The following is a 13,695-nucleotide window of genomic DNA, read 5'->3' as shown; positions in this document are numbered from 1 at the left end:
CAGGGACCGTTGCCCTTGATCACCTCGAAGAGCTCGGTGTAGTCGATCGGGCCGTGGTCGTAGTGGCCGCGCTCCTCGTTCCACCTCAGGTCGGGGTCGGGGAGCGTGAGGCCGAGTGCCTCGGCCTGCGGCACCGTCATGTCGACGAACCGCTGCCGCAGGTCGTCGTTGCTGAAGCGCTTGATGCCCCAGGCCATCGACTGCGCGGAGTTGGGCGAGTCGTCGTCCGGCGGGCCGAACATCATCAGCGAGGGCCACCAGTAGCGGTCGACGGCGTCCTGCGCCATCGCGCGCTGGGCCGAGGTGCCGTGCGACAGCGTGTGCAGGATCTCGAAGCCCTGGCGCTGGTGGAACGACTCCTCCTTGCAGACCCGGATCATCGCGCGAGCGTAGGGGCCGTAGGAGCAGCGGCAGAGCGGCACCTGGTTGACGATCGCGGCGCCGTCGACGAGCCAGCCGATGGCGCCGATGTCGGCCCAGGTCTGGGTCGGGTAGTTGAAGATCGAGGAGTACTTCTGCTTGCCGTTGTGCAGCATGTCGAGCAGGTCGGCACGGTCGGCACCGAGGGTCTCCGCGGCGGCGTACAGGTAGAGCCCATGGCCGGCCTCGTCCTGCACCTTCGCCATCAGGATCGCCTTGCGGCGCAGGCTCGGCGCGCGGGTGATCCAGTTGCCCTCGGGCTGCATGCCGATGATCTCCGAGTGCGCGTGCTGCGCGATCTGCCGGATCAGGGTCTTGCGGTAGCCCTCGGGCATCGCGTCCCGTGGCTCGATCCGACCGTCGGCCGCGATCACGCGGTCGAAGTCCTCGAGCCCCGGCTCGGTTCCGGCGTCGGGTGGGGCGGGCGCGTCGGTCCCGCTCGTGCCCTCGGGCGCAGTGAAGTCGTTGCCGTACATGGGCCCAGCGTACCAAGGATCTGTTACACCTTTACCGCAAGTCTGCCGGGGAGGTGTAACACCATGTCGACTGGCAGGATCGGCGACATGAGCTCCCCCGGCGCTGACGTCTCGGTGCGGGTCGGCTGGACCGACGACGCCGACGCGATCGCCGCCGTCCAGGTGCGGGCCTGGCGGGAGGAGTACGCCGGGACGCTGCCCGACGACGTGCTCTCCGCGCTGGACCCGGCCGACTTCGCCGAGGCGTGGCGGGCGTCGCTGGTCAAGCCGAAGGACGCCCGCAACCGGGTGCTGGTGGCGCTCGAGCGCAACACGGTGCGCGGCTTCGCGGTGACCGGCCCCGCGGCCGACCCCGACGCCGACCCGGTCGCCGACGGCGAGATCGTCGAGCTGACCGTCGACCCCGGCCAGACCCGTCACGGCCACGGCTCCCGTCTCGTGCAGGCCTGCGCCGAGACACTCAAGGCCGACCGTTTCACCCGGGCGCTGATCTGGCTGACCAGCACCGACGACGTGCGCCGCGGCTTCCTCGTCGGAGCCGGCTGGGCCGCCGACGGCGCGCACCGGGAGCTCGACCTGCATGGCGACGGGTCGGTGCGGGTCAAGCAGGTCCGCCTGCACACCGACCTGACCGACGTCTGACCAGCTCTGGCCTCGGCCAGGTTTGCCGGTCCGGGCGCCGGGGCAACCAAATGGCAGGGTCACTCGTCCTAGTAGGTGACGGGTCCGCCCGGACCCGCCCGCACACCGCGGGAAACGACCTCGGCGCCTCGAGACGAGGGGCGCCGTCCGGTGCATCGTCCGTCGAGGAGCGCAACGTGCTGGGACCCTTGCCCGCTCTCTACCGCATCATCGTCTCGGTCTGCGCCCTGCTCGCCTGCGTCGGCCTGGGCGCGTGGCTCGCCTTCACCCTCCCGGTGCCCCTGCTCGCCGGCGCCGGCGCGAGCATCGGCGCCGGCATCGGCGTCGTCGTGGTGCTGCTACTCACCCACGACTTCCGGGACCCCGGGGCTACCCCGCACTGAGCGCGGCTGCGCACTCCGCGTCACGACTGACGCGTGGGCCCTGGCGGGTGCTGAGACGCGGTCCGGGACCGTCGTCGGGGCCTCGTAGGCTCGGCGGGTGACCGTCGAGACTCTCCCCCCGGGCGAGCGCCGCGCGATCGTGCGCGACGGCGTGGCGGTGGGCATCGCGAGCGGCACCTACGGCATCTCCTTCGGAGCCATCTCGGTCACGTCCGGCCTCGACGTGTGGCAGACGTGCGTGCTGTCGCTGCTGGTGTTCACCGGCGCCTCCCAGTTCGCCCTGATCGGCGTCATCGGGGCGGGCGGCAGCCCGCTGTCCGGCGCGGCGACCGCGCTGCTGCTCGGCAGCCGCAACACGCTCTACGGCCTCCGGCTCGCGCCCCTCCTCGCCTGGACCGGCTGGCGTCGCTTCGCGGCGGCCCAGCTCGTCATCGACGAGTCCACCGCGATGGCGATCAACCGGGACTCGCGGCTGGCCGCGCGCACCGGCTTCCTGAGCACCGGACTCGCGGTGTTCGTGCTGTGGAACCTCGCCACGCTGCTGGGCGCCGTCGGCGGGCGCTCGCTGGGCGACCCGCGCACGTTCGGGCTCGACGCCGCGGTCGGTGCGGCCTTCCTCGCACTCCTGTGGCCGCGGCTGCGCGACCGGCGCAACCAGGTGGTGGCCGCGCTGGGGGCGGCGGTCGCGCTGGGCCTGGTGCCGGTGACTGCCGCCGGCGTGCCCGTGCTCGCCGCCGGCGGCGTGGCGCTGCTGGCCGGCATCATCAGCAGCCGGGACGACCCGACCGAGTACCCCGAGCACGACGACCTCCCGGGCGGGGGCCACCGATGAGCGCGCTGTGGGTCGCGGTCATCGTCACCTCGGTGGGCTGCTACCTCCTGAAGCTGACCGGGCTGTCCGTGCCGGAGGCGGTCCTCGAGCACCCGTTGGTCGAGCGGGTGGCCGACCTGCTCCCGGTCGCCCTCCTCGCCGCCCTGGTCGCCGTCCAGGTCTTCGCCGACGGCCAGTCCCTCGTCCTCGACGCGCGGCTCGTCGGACTGGCTGTCGCCGTGGTGGCGCTGCTGTTCCGCGCGCCGTTCCTGGTCGTGGTGCTGCTCGCGGCTGCCTCGGCCGCCCTGGTCCGGCTGCTCTGACGCTTGCTCAGCCTGAGCACGGACGGGCCCCGCACCTGCGAGGTGCGGGGCCCGTCCTGGTGCAGGACCCGCTCAGCCCCCGGCGCCCGCCGGCGCCGAGCCGACCTGACCGAGGATGCGCTGCACGTCGGCCACGGACTGCGCGGCCTCCAGCTCGGCGATCCGGTCCTGGTCCACGAAGACCTGCCCGAGCTGGCTGAGCAACGTCAGGTGGTCGTCGCCGGCACCGGCGATGCCGACCACGAACTTCACCTGGTGGCCGCCCCAGTCGATCCCGCGCGGGTAGCGCACGAACGAGATCGCGGTCCGCCGGATCGCCGACTTGGCCTCGTTGGTGCCGTGCGGGATGGCAAGTCCGTTGCCCATGTGCGTGGACACGGACTCCTCTCGCTCGTGCATCGAGGCGAGGTAGGAGCGCTCGACGGCGCCGACGTCGAGGAGCAGCTTCCCGGCCTCGGTGATCGCCTCGTTGCGGGTGGACGCCGTCCCGTCCAGCACGACCGACTGCGAGGCGAGCAGCTCGCCCGAGGGCGCGGCGTCCGGTTCGGCGACACCGGGCTCGGCGCCGGCGGCCTCACCGGAGCCCTGCGTGGAGTCCAGCATGTCGACGATCTCGTCGTAGCGCGGACTGCCCATGAAGTTGTCCACCGACACGTGGATCGCCGAGGGCGTCTTCAGCTTGGCGCGATCGGTCAGGTCCTGGTGGGTGACGACGAGGTCGTAGCTGTCGTCGAGGCCCGAGATCGCCTTGTTCACGACCGTGACCTCACCGTGTCCGGCGCTCTGGATCTTCTTGCGCAGCACGGAAGCGCCCATGGCAGAGGAGCCCATGCCGGCATCGCAGGCGAAGACGATCGAGCGGATCTCCCTGTCTGCGTTACGCCCGGTCAGCGCGGCGGCCACCGTGGACTTCCTGCCCTTGTTGGCCTCCATCACCGCAGTGGCGCCGACGAGGTCGCCCTCGTCGTCACCCTTCTCCAGCTTGAGCATGAACGACGCCACCGCGAACGAGACTGCTGCGGCTCCGAAGACACCAAGGGTCACGCCGAAGTAGTCGCCCCTCGCCGTCTGCGCGTACACCGCGAAGATCGACCCCGGCGCCGCCGGCGCCACCAGCCCGACGTCGAGCGCGACGTTGATGGCGACACCGGTCATGCCGCCCGCGATCATGGCGACGATGAGCTTGGGCTTCATCAGCACGTAGGGGAAATAGATCTCGTGGATGCCGCCCAGGAACTGGATGACAGCGGCGCCGGGAGCGCTGGCCTTCGCCACCCCCCTGCCGAACACAGCGAACGCCATCAGCAGACCGAGACCGGGGCCCGGATTGGCCTCCAGCAGGAACAGCACCGACTTCCCCTGCTCGGCCGCCTCCTGCAGACCCAGCGGCGTCAGCACGCCGTGGTTGATGGCGTTGTTGAGGAACAGCACCTTGGCCGGCTCGATGATGACAGATGTCAGCGGCAGCAGGCTGTTGTCGACGAGCCACTCGACGGCGTTGCCGGCGGCTTCCATCAGACCGTTGACGATCCGCGCGAGCACGAAGAATCCGACAATGGCGGCCACGAAGGCGGTGATACCCGCCGAGAACATGTTGACGAGCATCTCGAAGCCCGCCTTGACCTTGCCTTCCCACAACGCGTCGAGCCGCTTCATCACGTAGGCCGCGAGCGGACCCATGATCATGGCGCCGATGAACATGTGGACCTGACCGCGGGGATCCTGACCCTCCGCCAGTCCAGCGTTGAACTGGGCGATCAGCAGGTCCGAACCTGCGATCACGCCCATGGTGGCGAAGCCGCCGACCACGGCACCACGGTCGCCGTACACCATGCGCCCCCCGGTGGCGGCGATCAGGATCGGCAGCAGGTAGTGGATCGAAGGACCAACGAACGTCTCGAGGTCGGCGTTGGGCAGCCACCCCACCTCGATGAACAAGGCTGTGAACAGGCCCCACCCGATCAATGCGGGGATGTTGGGCATGATCATGTTGGACAAGAACGTGCCGAATCTCTGCACGTGTACGCGCGCCCCTCCACGGGACGCCGGCGTCTCGGTGGCTGTCGCCATGCTCACTCCTCCTCGGCACCAGCGGTGCAGGTCTCCCTCGCGTGACTCCGTCCGGCTCGGGCTCGGCCGTGTGACGCGCGTCATGCGAATCTGTGAATGTCTGTATATCTCTCCGAATTCGTGGTCGTCAAGAGGTCAACGCAACATATTCAAAGGAAAAACCAGAGAAACGGTGATACGCTCTGCTGACATTCCGGATGCCGAGCCAGGAGGAATCGATGAAGGCCCTGCGCTTCTACGCCCCCGAGGACGTCCGCCTCGAGGACGTCCCCGAGCCCGAGTGCGGCCCCGACGAGGTCAAGCTGCGGGTGAGGAACTGCTCGACCTGCGGCACCGACGTGAAGATCTTCTACAACGGCCACCAGAACCTCACGCCGCCGCGGATCACCGGCCACGAGATCGCGGGCGAGGTCGTGGAGGTCGGCGCCGACGTGAACTCGACATACGGCGCGGACTGGAAGGTCGGAGACCGCGCGCAGGTGATCGCGGCCGTCCCCTGCGGCGACTGCCACGAGTGCAACAAGGGGTGGATGGCGGTCTGCCAGAACCAGACGTCGGTCGGCTACCAGTACGACGGCGGCTTCGCGGAGTACATGATCGTGCCGCGGCAGGTCCTCAAGGTCGACGGCCTGAACCGGATCCCCGACAACGTCGGGTACGACGAGGCGTCGGCCGCGGAGCCGTTCGCGTGTGCCATCAACGCCCAGGAGCTGCTCGGCATCGAGGAGGGCGACACCGTCGTCGTGTTCGGCGCCGGCCCGATCGGGTGCATGCACATCCGGATCGCCCGCGGCGTGCACAAGGCCGGGCCGGTCTACCTCGTCGACGTCAACGCCGACCGGCTGAAGATGTCGGCCGACGCGGTCCAGCCCGAGGAGACCATCAACGGCGCGGAGGTCGACGTCGTCGAGCGGGTCATGGAGCTGACCGGCGGCCGCGGCGCCGACGTGATCATCACCGCGACCGCCGCCAACGTCACCCAGGAGCAGGCCATCTCGATGGCCGCGCGCAACGGCCGGATCTCGTTCTTCGGCGGGCTGCCCAAGACCGACCCGTTCATCAAGTGCGACTCGAACGTCGTGCACTACCGCCAGCTGCACATCCACGGCGCGAACGGCTCCGCCCCCGAGCACAACAAGCGGGCCCTGCAGTACATCTCCACCGGACAGGTGCCGGTCAAGGACCTGATCACCCGGCACATCCCGCTGGAGAACGTCCTCGACGCCTTCTCAATCGTCAAGAACGGCGAGGCGATCAAGGTGACGGTCGAGCCGTAGCAGCCTGCCGCCGGAGTAGGAGCTCAGCCGCTGATCTCGATGCGACCCTCGTCGTCGATCGGGAAGAACGGGTTGTGCGCGATCTCCCACAGGTGGCCGTCGGGGTCGGCGAAGTAGCCGGAGTAGCCGCCCCACTCGATCCTCTTGGCCGGCTTGACGATCCGGCCGCCGACCTCGTGAACGCGCGCGAAGGCCAGGTCGACGGCGTCCTCCGAGGGCAGGTTCACCGCGAGCGTGATGCCGCGGTAGGCGGGCAGGTCCTCGACCGACACCGGCTCGCACTCGGCGTCCGCGGCGAGCTCGGCGTAGCCGAAGAGGCCGACCCAGCACCCGGACGTCTTGAACCAGGTGATCCCCTGCGCGAGGTCGCCGCGCTGCTCCCAGCCGAGGTCGCGGTAGAAGCGGGCGGACCTCTCGAGGTCGGAGACGCCGAGCGTGACGATGGCGAAGTTGGGGGGCACGTCGGTAGGCATGGCGCCCATCCTGCCCGGCAGCACCGACGGGCCACCACCGTGTGGGCAAGACGAGGGGCCGCCACCGAGCAGAGTGACGGCCCCTCTTCCCCTGGGTGGGTCCTTGGGTGCTACGACGCGGGGACCGCTCCATGCGGCGGCCACGAGGTCGGGCCCGGTCACCCGGGCCTCCCCCAAGCCTGGTCGCTCGGCGGGTTGGGCGGAACGCTGCGCGGGGTTCAGGTGTGTGCAGTGCAGAAGGATGCAACCGGTTCTAGCGCGTGACCCGGCTGTGCCGCGGGGCCCTCCAGGCCACGACCGCGGTCACGAGCGCCCCGAGAGCCGGCAGTCCGGACACCCACAGCCTGTCGGCGGTGAACTCCTGGGTGGGGTAGACGACAACGGCGCCGACCAGCCAGAGCGCACTGGCGGCGAGCGACGCCTGCCGTAAGCGGTCGTGCGGCGAGGTCAGGATCCACGCGCCGAGTGCCAACCCGATGGCGGCGAGCACCCAGAGCAGCACACCGGCGGTCCGGTCGTCCGACTGGTCGGAGATGAGCAGGAGCAGCGTCGCCACGATGCCGACCGGCGCGGACGCGCCCAACCAGGTGAGGCCGAGCGTCCGTCCGGTGGACAGGGAGGTGCTGTCGACGTGGGTCATGTCGTCAGCGTCTCTCGTGGCCGGACGCCGCACCATGAGTCGTCCTACTCATTCGGCGCGGCCGCGCCGGGCGTGCAGCTCGATCGCGTGCCGCGCGGCGGCCCGGGCCCGGCTGCGGTCCCCGGCCGCGTCGTACGCCAGGGAGAGCCGGAACCAGTTCTGCCAGCTGTCCGGGTCGGCCTCGGTCTCCTCGCGGAGCTTGGCGAACCGGCCGTCGGCCGCCGCCCGGTCGACGCGGCCCGACGGCCGGCGCGGAAGGTCGTCGACCGGTAGGCCGTTCTCGCGGGCCAGCTCGTCGGCCAGCCGGCCGCACTGCCGGCCGAACTGGATCTCGCGTAGCACCAGCGCAACCCCGAGCAGGGGTACGACGAGGATGCCGAGCCCGAGCAGCACCCCGACCGTGCCGCCCTCCCGGACCAGGGCGAGCCCCTTGAACGCGAGCAGCGCCGCGTAGAAGGCGACCACCACCAGCAGCACGGCCAGGGTGACCCGCAGCATCGGTCTCATCAGTCGAGCCCGAGGAACGCCTCGAGACCAACGGTCAGCCCCGGGGCGGAGCCGATCTGGCGAAGGCCGAGCAGCACTCCGGGCGTGAACGACACCCGGTCCAGCGAGTCGTGCCGGATCGTCAGGGTCTCGCCGAGCCCGCCGAGGATGACCTCCTGGTGGGCGACCAGCCCCCGGATCCGGAGGCCGTGCACGCGGATGCCCTCGACATCGGCGCCGCGCGCACCGTCGAGCGAGGAGGAGGTGGCGTCGGGCACAGGGCCCGAGCCGGCCCGCCGCCGCGCGTCGGCGATCAGTGATGCGGTGCGGGTGGCGGTGCCCGAGGGCGCGTCCGCCTTGTCGGGGTGGTGCAGCTCGACCACCTCGACGGACTCGAAGTACGGCGCGGCCTCGGCGGCGAAGCGCATCATCAGCACCGCGCCGAGCGAGAAGTTCGCGGCCACCAGCACCCCGGTGTCCGGTGACTCCCCCAGCCAACGCCGGACCTGGTCCAGCCGGTCGTCGTCGAAGCCGGTGGTGCCGACCACGGCATGGATGCCGTGCCGGATGCAGTAGTCCAGGTTGTCCATCACCACGTCGGGGTGGGTGAAGTCGACGACCGCCTGAGCGCCGGCCTCGACGAGCGAGCCGATGTCGTCGCCCGCGTCCACCTCGGCGACGAGCTCGAGGTCGTCGGCCGCCGCGACCGCACGGCAGACCTCGGTGCCGACCTTGCCCCGGGCACCCAGCACCCCGACCCGCATGTTGTCCGCTGCCACGTGCTCACCGTAGTGGCCGGCACACCGGCCCCGGCGCCCGGGCGGCCCGACCTGATAGCGAGCCAATGAAGACTGTGGTCTAATGTCTATCAACATCAGGTCTTGGCCTGAAGGGAGTCGCGATGAGGGTCTCCGTGCTGACCCTGGACCAGCAGCGCAGCAGCACCAACGAGGACGCGGTGCCGGCGCTGCTCGACGCGCTCGACGCCCCCGCGCTGCCGGCGCCGCCGCTGCGGCCGTTCCAGCGCACCGCGGGCGACGAGGTCCAGGGGGTCCTCGACGACCCCGATGTCTGTGTCGAGGTCGTCGCCCGGGTGCTGCGCGCGGACGGGTGGTACATCGGCATCGGCATCGGCGACGTCGACGCCCCGCTGCCGGCGGAGACCCGGGCCGGCCGGGGGCAGGCGTTCGTGCGGGCCCGCACCGCGGTCACCCGCGCCAAGCACGACGTGCACCACCTGGCCGTGGTCGCCGGCGACCGCACCGGAGACCCGGTCGCCGAGCACCTCGAGACCGTCCTGGGGCTGTGGGCCGGGATCCTCGAGCGGCGCACCGACGGGGGCTGGGCGGTGCACGACCTGCTGGCCACCGGGCTGTCGTACGCCGAGGCGGGCGAGCGGCTCGGGATCACCCAGTCGGCCGTCTCGCAGCGGGCCCGGACCGCCGGGATCGTCGACGAGCGGCGCGCCCGCGCACTGGTGTCGGACCTCTGGGGCAGGCTGCTGGCATGACCGTCCTCGTGGTGCTGATCGTCGTCGTGCTGGTCGCGGCCGTCGTCGCCGCCTGGCTGCTGCCGGCGGGGAGCCCACCAGGGCTGGTCACGGTCGGCGTCCTCGTCGCCGGCCTGGCCGGGCTCGCCCTGGTGGCGTTGCTGCACGGTCCGGTGGAGGACGACCGCGGCCTCCTGTCCCGGCTGCTGCTGGTCCCGATGCTGGCGCTGGCGGCGCTCGGCGGGGGTCCGGTCACCGCCACCGTCCTGCACCTGGCCGACCGCGAGGACGGCCGGTCGAAGAACGGCCGGACGGGCGTGGAGGCGGCCGCGAGCGTGCTGCGCGGCGGTGCGTGGATCGGCGGGTTCGAGCGCACCGGGGTGTTCGCGGCCCTGGTGGCGGGCTGGCCCGAGGGGATCGCGGTGGTGCTCGGCCTCAAGGGGCTCGGCCGCTACTCCGAGCTCAAGTCCGACGCACCCTCGAGCGGCCGGGAGCCCCCGCCACCGGTGCAGGGCGGCGTCGCCGAGCGGTTCATCATCGGCACGTTCTGCAGCGTGCTGTGGGCGGTCGCCTGGGCCGGCGTCGTCGCCGGGCTGCTCGCCTGACGGATCGTCCGGAGCGTCCCGGCGGGCTCAGACCGGCAACTGGTCGAACGGCCCGACCACGGCCAGCGTCTGGTCCTGCTTGAACAGCGTCCGCGCCAGCGTGCCGACGTCGTCGAGTGAGACGTCGTCGACCCGGCGGATCACCTCGTCGAGGCTGGGCAGCTCGTCGTAGAGCAGCTCCGCCTTGGCGATCCGGGCCATCCGGGACGCGGAGTCCTCGAGGCCGAGCACCAGACCGCCCCGGAGCTGGCCCTTGCCGCGCTCGAGCTCCTCGGGCGTGATGCCGTCGGCGGCGAGCCGCCCGAGCTCACCGCGCACCACCGCCAGCACCTCCGTCACCTTCGACGGTAGGCATCCGACGGCGACCGCGAACGCGCCGGCGTCGGCGTAGTGGGCGGCGTAGGAGTAGACGGAGTACGCCAGGCCGCGGTGCTCGCGCACCTCCTGGAACAGCCGCGAGGACGTGCCGCCGCCCAGCGCGCCGTTGAGCACACCGAGCGCGTAGCGCCGGTCGTCGGTGCGGACCAGTCCGTTGACGCCGAGCACCAGGTTCACCTGCTCGAACGGGCGGGTCACCACCACCTCCCCGGCGGTGGAGCGGCGGGCCCGCTCGCCGCGTCGTACCGGCAGCGGCCGGACGCTGGTGTCGGCCAGGAAGTTGGACCGCGAGAACGCCTTGCGGACCAGCCGGACCACGGAGGCGTGGTCGACGTTGCCGGCGACCGCCACGACCATGTTCTCCGGCGCGTAGCGCGACCGGTAGTAGCGCGAGATCTGCGCTCGGCTGAGCGCCTTGATCGACTCGACCGTGCCGGCGATCGGACGGCCGAGCGGTGACGAGCCCCACGCCTTCTCGGCATAGAGGTTGTTCACCACGTCGTCCGGGTCGTCGTCGTGCATGGCGATCTCGTCGAGGATCACCTCACGCTCTGCCTCGACGTCCTCCGGCGTGATCGACGAGGACGTCACCATGTCGCCGAGCACGTCCACCGCCAGCGGCAGGTCCTGGTCGAGGACCCGGGCGTGGAAGCAGGTGTACTCCTTCGCGGTGAACGCGTTGAACTCGCCGCCGACCTCGTCGAGGGCGACGGAGATGTCGAGCGCGCTTCGCGAGGGCGTGCCCTTGAAGAGCAGGTGCTCGAGGAAGTGCGACGCGCCGGACAGCGTCGGGGCCTCGTCGCGGGACCCGACGCCGACCCACACGCCGATGGCGGCGGAACGGACGCCGGGCATCGCCTCGGTCACGACCCGCAGCCCTCCCGGGAGGACGGTACGGCGTACCAGCCCCCCGTCCTTCTCGGAGAGGAGAGTGCGGGTCGTGCCGGGCTTCTGCTGTGCTGCCGGGGCGGCCAAGACCTACTCGGCGGACTCCGTGTCGGAGGCAGCCTCGTCGCCGCCGTCCTCGACCACCGGGATCAGGGACAGCTTGCCGCGGTCGTCGATCTCGGCGATCTCGACCTGGACCTTCTGCCCGACCGACACGACGTCCTCGACGGCCTCGACGCGCTTGCCGCCGGCCAGCGAACGGAGCTTGCTGATGTGCAGCAGGCCGTCCTTGCCCGGGAGCAGCGAGACGAAGGCACCGAAGTTGGTGGTCTTGACGACCGTGCCGAGGTAGCGCTCGCCGACCTCCGGCATCGTCGGGTTGGCGATGCCGTTGATGATCGCGCGGGCGGCCTCGGCCGACTCGCCGTTGGTCGCGCCGACGTAGATCGTGCCGTCGTCCTCGATGGTGATCTGCGCGCCGGTGTCGTCCTGGATCTGGTTGATCACCTTGCCCTTGGGGCCGATGACCTCGCCGATCTTGTCGACGGGGACCGTCATGGTGATGATCCGGGGGGCGTTGAGCGACATCTCGGCCGGAGCGGAGATGGCTTCGTTCATCACGCCGAGGATCGCCATGCGGGCGTCCTTGGCCTGGGTCAGCGCGCCGGCCAGCACGTCGGCGGGGATGCCGTCGAGCTTGGTGTCGAGCTGCAGGGCGGTGACGAACTCCGACGTACCGGCGACCTTGAAGTCCATGTCGCCGAACGCGTCCTCGGCGCCGAGGATGTCGGTCAGCGCGACGTACTCGGTCTTGCCGTCGACCTCGTCGGAGATCAGGCCCATCGCGATGCCCGCGACGGCAGCGCGCAGCGGCACGCCGGCCTGGAGCAGCGACATCGTGGAGGCGCAGACCGAGCCCATCGAGGTGGAGCCGTTGGAGCCCATCGCCTCGGAGAGCTGACGGATCGCGTAGGGGAACTCCTCGCGGGTCGGCAGCACCGGCAGGAGGGCCCGGCGCGCGAGCGCCCCGTGGCCGACCTCGCGACGCTTGGGCGAGCCCACGCGCCCGGTCTCACCGGTGGAGAACGGCGGGAAGACGTACTTGTGCATGTAGCGTCGCGTCTTCTCCGGCGACAGCGTGTCGAGCTTCTGCTCCAGCGTCAGCATGTTCAGCGTGGTGACACCCAGGATCTGGGTCTCCCCGCGCTCGAACAGCGCCGAGCCGTGCACCCGCGGGATCACGCCGACCTCGGCGTAGAGGTCACGGATGTCGGTGAGGCCGCGACCGTCCATGCGGACCTTCTCGCGGAGCACCCGCTCGCGGACCAGCTTCTTGGTCAGCGCCCGGAAGGCCGCACCGAGCTCCTTCTCGCGACCCTCGAACTCGGCGCTCAGCTTCTCCAGCACCGCCTCCTTGACGGAGTCGAGCGCCGCCTCGCGCTCGAGCTTGCCGGTGACGGCCAGCGCGGGCTTGAGGTCGGCCGCCGCAGCGCTCTCGACGGCGGCGTACACGTCGTCCTCGAAGTCCAGGAAGACCGGGAACTCCTGGATCGGCTTCGCGGCCTGCTTGGCGAGCTCGGCCTGGGCCTCGCACAGCTGCTTGATGAAGGGCTTGGCGGCGTCGAGCCCGCTGGCCACGACCTCCTCGGTCGGTGCCTGCTTGCCGGAGCGGACCAGGTCCCAGGTCTGCTCGGTGGCCTCGGCCTCGACCATCATGATCGCGACGTCGCCGGTCTCGGTGACACGGCCGGCGACGACCATGTCGAAGACGGCGTTCTCGAGCTGGCTGTGGCTCGGGAACGCGACCCAGTCACCGTCGATGAGAGCCACCCGGGTGCCGCCGACCGGGCCGGAGAACGGCAGGCCGGAGAGCTGGGTGGACAGCGACGCGGCGTTGATCGCGAGCACGTCGTAGGGGTGGTCGGGGTCGAGCGCCATCACCGTGATGACGACCTGGACCTCGTTGCGCAGACCCTTCTTGAAGGTCGGGCGCAGCGGCCGGTCGATCAGGCGGCAGGTGAGGATGGCGTCCTCGCCGGGACGACCCTCGCTGCGGAAGAACGAGCCGGGGATCTGACCCGCGGCGTACATCCGCTCCTCGACGTCGATCGTCAGGGGGAAGAAGTCGAAATGGTCCTTGGGGTACTTGCCGGCCGTGGTGGCCGACAGCAGCATGGTCTCGTCATCGAGGTAGGCGGTGACGGAGCCGGCGGCCTGACGGGCGAGCAGCCCGTGCTCGAACTTGATGGTCCGCTGACCGAACTTGCCGTTGTCGAGAACTGTCTCGACGGCAGAAATGGTGGGTTCCACTGCATGTGCTTTCTGTTCGCGGAG

15 protein-coding genes are annotated in these 13,695 nt (G+C 70.8%); 7 read left to right on the top strand and 8 right to left on the bottom strand.

Annotation, left to right across the window (positions count from 1 at the left end):
• Positions 1-896: 1,2-phenylacetyl-CoA epoxidase subunit PaaA (paaA, locus tag VFH10_RS07970; protein WP_325127582.1), on the bottom strand; the 896-nt coding region annotated here is incomplete at its 3' end.
• A gap of 63 nt (positions 897-959) precedes the next feature.
• Here paaA and VFH10_RS07965 point away from each other — a divergent pair.
• The 4 genes from VFH10_RS07965 to VFH10_RS07950 all read left to right on the top strand — a co-directional run bounded on the left by VFH10_RS07965 (position 960) and on the right by VFH10_RS07950 (position 3,055).
• Entirely contained in the window at positions 960-1,538 is a 579-nt protein-coding gene (locus VFH10_RS07965; protein WP_325127581.1) for a GNAT family N-acetyltransferase, read from the top strand.
• Positions 1,539-1,714: 176 nt separating this feature from the next.
• Positions 1,715-1,921, top strand: a complete 207-nt coding sequence (locus tag VFH10_RS07960; RefSeq protein WP_325127580.1) for a hypothetical protein — start codon at positions 1,715-1,717, stop codon at positions 1,919-1,921.
• 97 nt (positions 1,922-2,018) lie between these two features.
• Positions 2,019-2,753 (top strand): AzlC family ABC transporter permease, encoded by a 735-nt coding sequence (locus VFH10_RS07955; protein WP_325127579.1) that lies wholly within the window; start codon positions 2,019-2,021, stop codon positions 2,751-2,753.
• Complete coding sequence (locus VFH10_RS07950; protein WP_325127578.1) at positions 2,750-3,055, top strand: AzlD domain-containing protein; 306 nt, start codon at positions 2,750-2,752, stop codon at positions 3,053-3,055. The genes VFH10_RS07955 and VFH10_RS07950 overlap by 4 nt, the downstream gene beginning before the upstream one ends.
• Before the next feature lie 72 nt (positions 3,056-3,127).
• Here the strand turns inward: VFH10_RS07950 and VFH10_RS07945 are convergent, their stop codons facing one another.
• On the bottom strand, positions 3,128-5,125 hold the full coding sequence (locus VFH10_RS07945) for a PTS mannitol transporter subunit IICBA (protein ID WP_325127577.1): 1,998 nt from the start codon (positions 5,123-5,125) through the stop codon (positions 3,128-3,130).
• A gap of 218 nt (positions 5,126-5,343) precedes the next feature.
• Here VFH10_RS07945 and VFH10_RS07940 point away from each other — a divergent pair, with 218 nt between their 5' ends.
• A complete protein-coding gene (locus VFH10_RS07940; protein WP_325127576.1) occupies positions 5,344-6,402 on the top strand; it encodes a zinc-dependent dehydrogenase in 1,059 nt (352 codons plus the stop codon).
• Positions 6,403-6,425: 23 nt separating this feature from the next.
• Here the strand turns inward: VFH10_RS07940 and VFH10_RS07935 are convergent, their stop codons facing one another.
• From VFH10_RS07935 to dapB, 4 genes are all read right to left on the bottom strand, one after another.
• Positions 6,426-6,875, bottom strand: coding sequence for a VOC family protein (locus VFH10_RS07935; RefSeq protein ID WP_325127575.1), 450 nt, complete (start codon positions 6,873-6,875; stop codon positions 6,426-6,428).
• Between the two features lie 253 nt (positions 6,876-7,128).
• On the bottom strand, positions 7,129-7,515 hold the full coding sequence (locus tag VFH10_RS07930) for a hypothetical protein (RefSeq protein WP_325127574.1): 387 nt from the start codon (positions 7,513-7,515) through the stop codon (positions 7,129-7,131).
• Between the two features lie 48 nt (positions 7,516-7,563).
• Positions 7,564-8,022, bottom strand: a complete 459-nt coding sequence (locus VFH10_RS07925) for a hypothetical protein (protein ID WP_325127573.1) — start codon at positions 8,020-8,022, stop codon at positions 7,564-7,566.
• Positions 8,022-8,765, bottom strand: coding sequence for a 4-hydroxy-tetrahydrodipicolinate reductase (gene dapB / locus VFH10_RS07920; RefSeq protein WP_325127583.1), 744 nt, complete (start codon positions 8,763-8,765; stop codon positions 8,022-8,024). The genes VFH10_RS07925 and dapB overlap by 1 nt, the downstream gene beginning before the upstream one ends.
• 137 nt (positions 8,766-8,902) lie before the next feature.
• On the opposite strand from dapB, the gene VFH10_RS07915 reads away from it, so the two are divergent.
• Together VFH10_RS07915 and VFH10_RS07910 are read left to right on the top strand one after the other, a co-directional pair.
• Entirely contained in the window at positions 8,903-9,511 is a 609-nt protein-coding gene (locus VFH10_RS07915) for a transposase (RefSeq protein WP_325127572.1), read from the top strand.
• The gene (locus VFH10_RS07910) at positions 9,508-10,095 is read left to right on the top strand and encodes a hypothetical protein (protein ID WP_325127571.1); all 588 of its coding nucleotides are present in this window, start codon (positions 9,508-9,510) and stop codon (positions 10,093-10,095) included. Before VFH10_RS07915 ends, VFH10_RS07910 begins: the two co-directional genes overlap by 4 nt.
• 27 nt (positions 10,096-10,122) lie before the next feature.
• Here the strand turns inward: VFH10_RS07910 and VFH10_RS07905 are convergent, their stop codons facing one another.
• Both VFH10_RS07905 and VFH10_RS07900 read right to left on the bottom strand, forming a co-directional pair.
• A complete protein-coding gene (locus VFH10_RS07905) occupies positions 10,123-11,448 on the bottom strand; it encodes a pitrilysin family protein (RefSeq protein WP_325127570.1) in 1,326 nt (441 codons plus the stop codon).
• Between the two features lie 3 nt (positions 11,449-11,451).
• A complete protein-coding gene (locus VFH10_RS07900; protein WP_325127569.1) occupies positions 11,452-13,671 on the bottom strand; it encodes a polyribonucleotide nucleotidyltransferase in 2,220 nt (739 codons plus the stop codon).
• Positions 13,672-13,695: the final 24 nt, after the last annotated feature.

Source organism: Nocardioides sp., from assembly GCF_035697785.1.
Taxonomy (GTDB): domain Bacteria; phylum Actinomycetota; class Actinomycetes; order Propionibacteriales; family Nocardioidaceae; genus Nocardioides_B.
The sequence above is the reverse complement of the archived record's forward strand: the minus strand, read 5'-3'. Positions and strand labels throughout refer to the sequence as shown.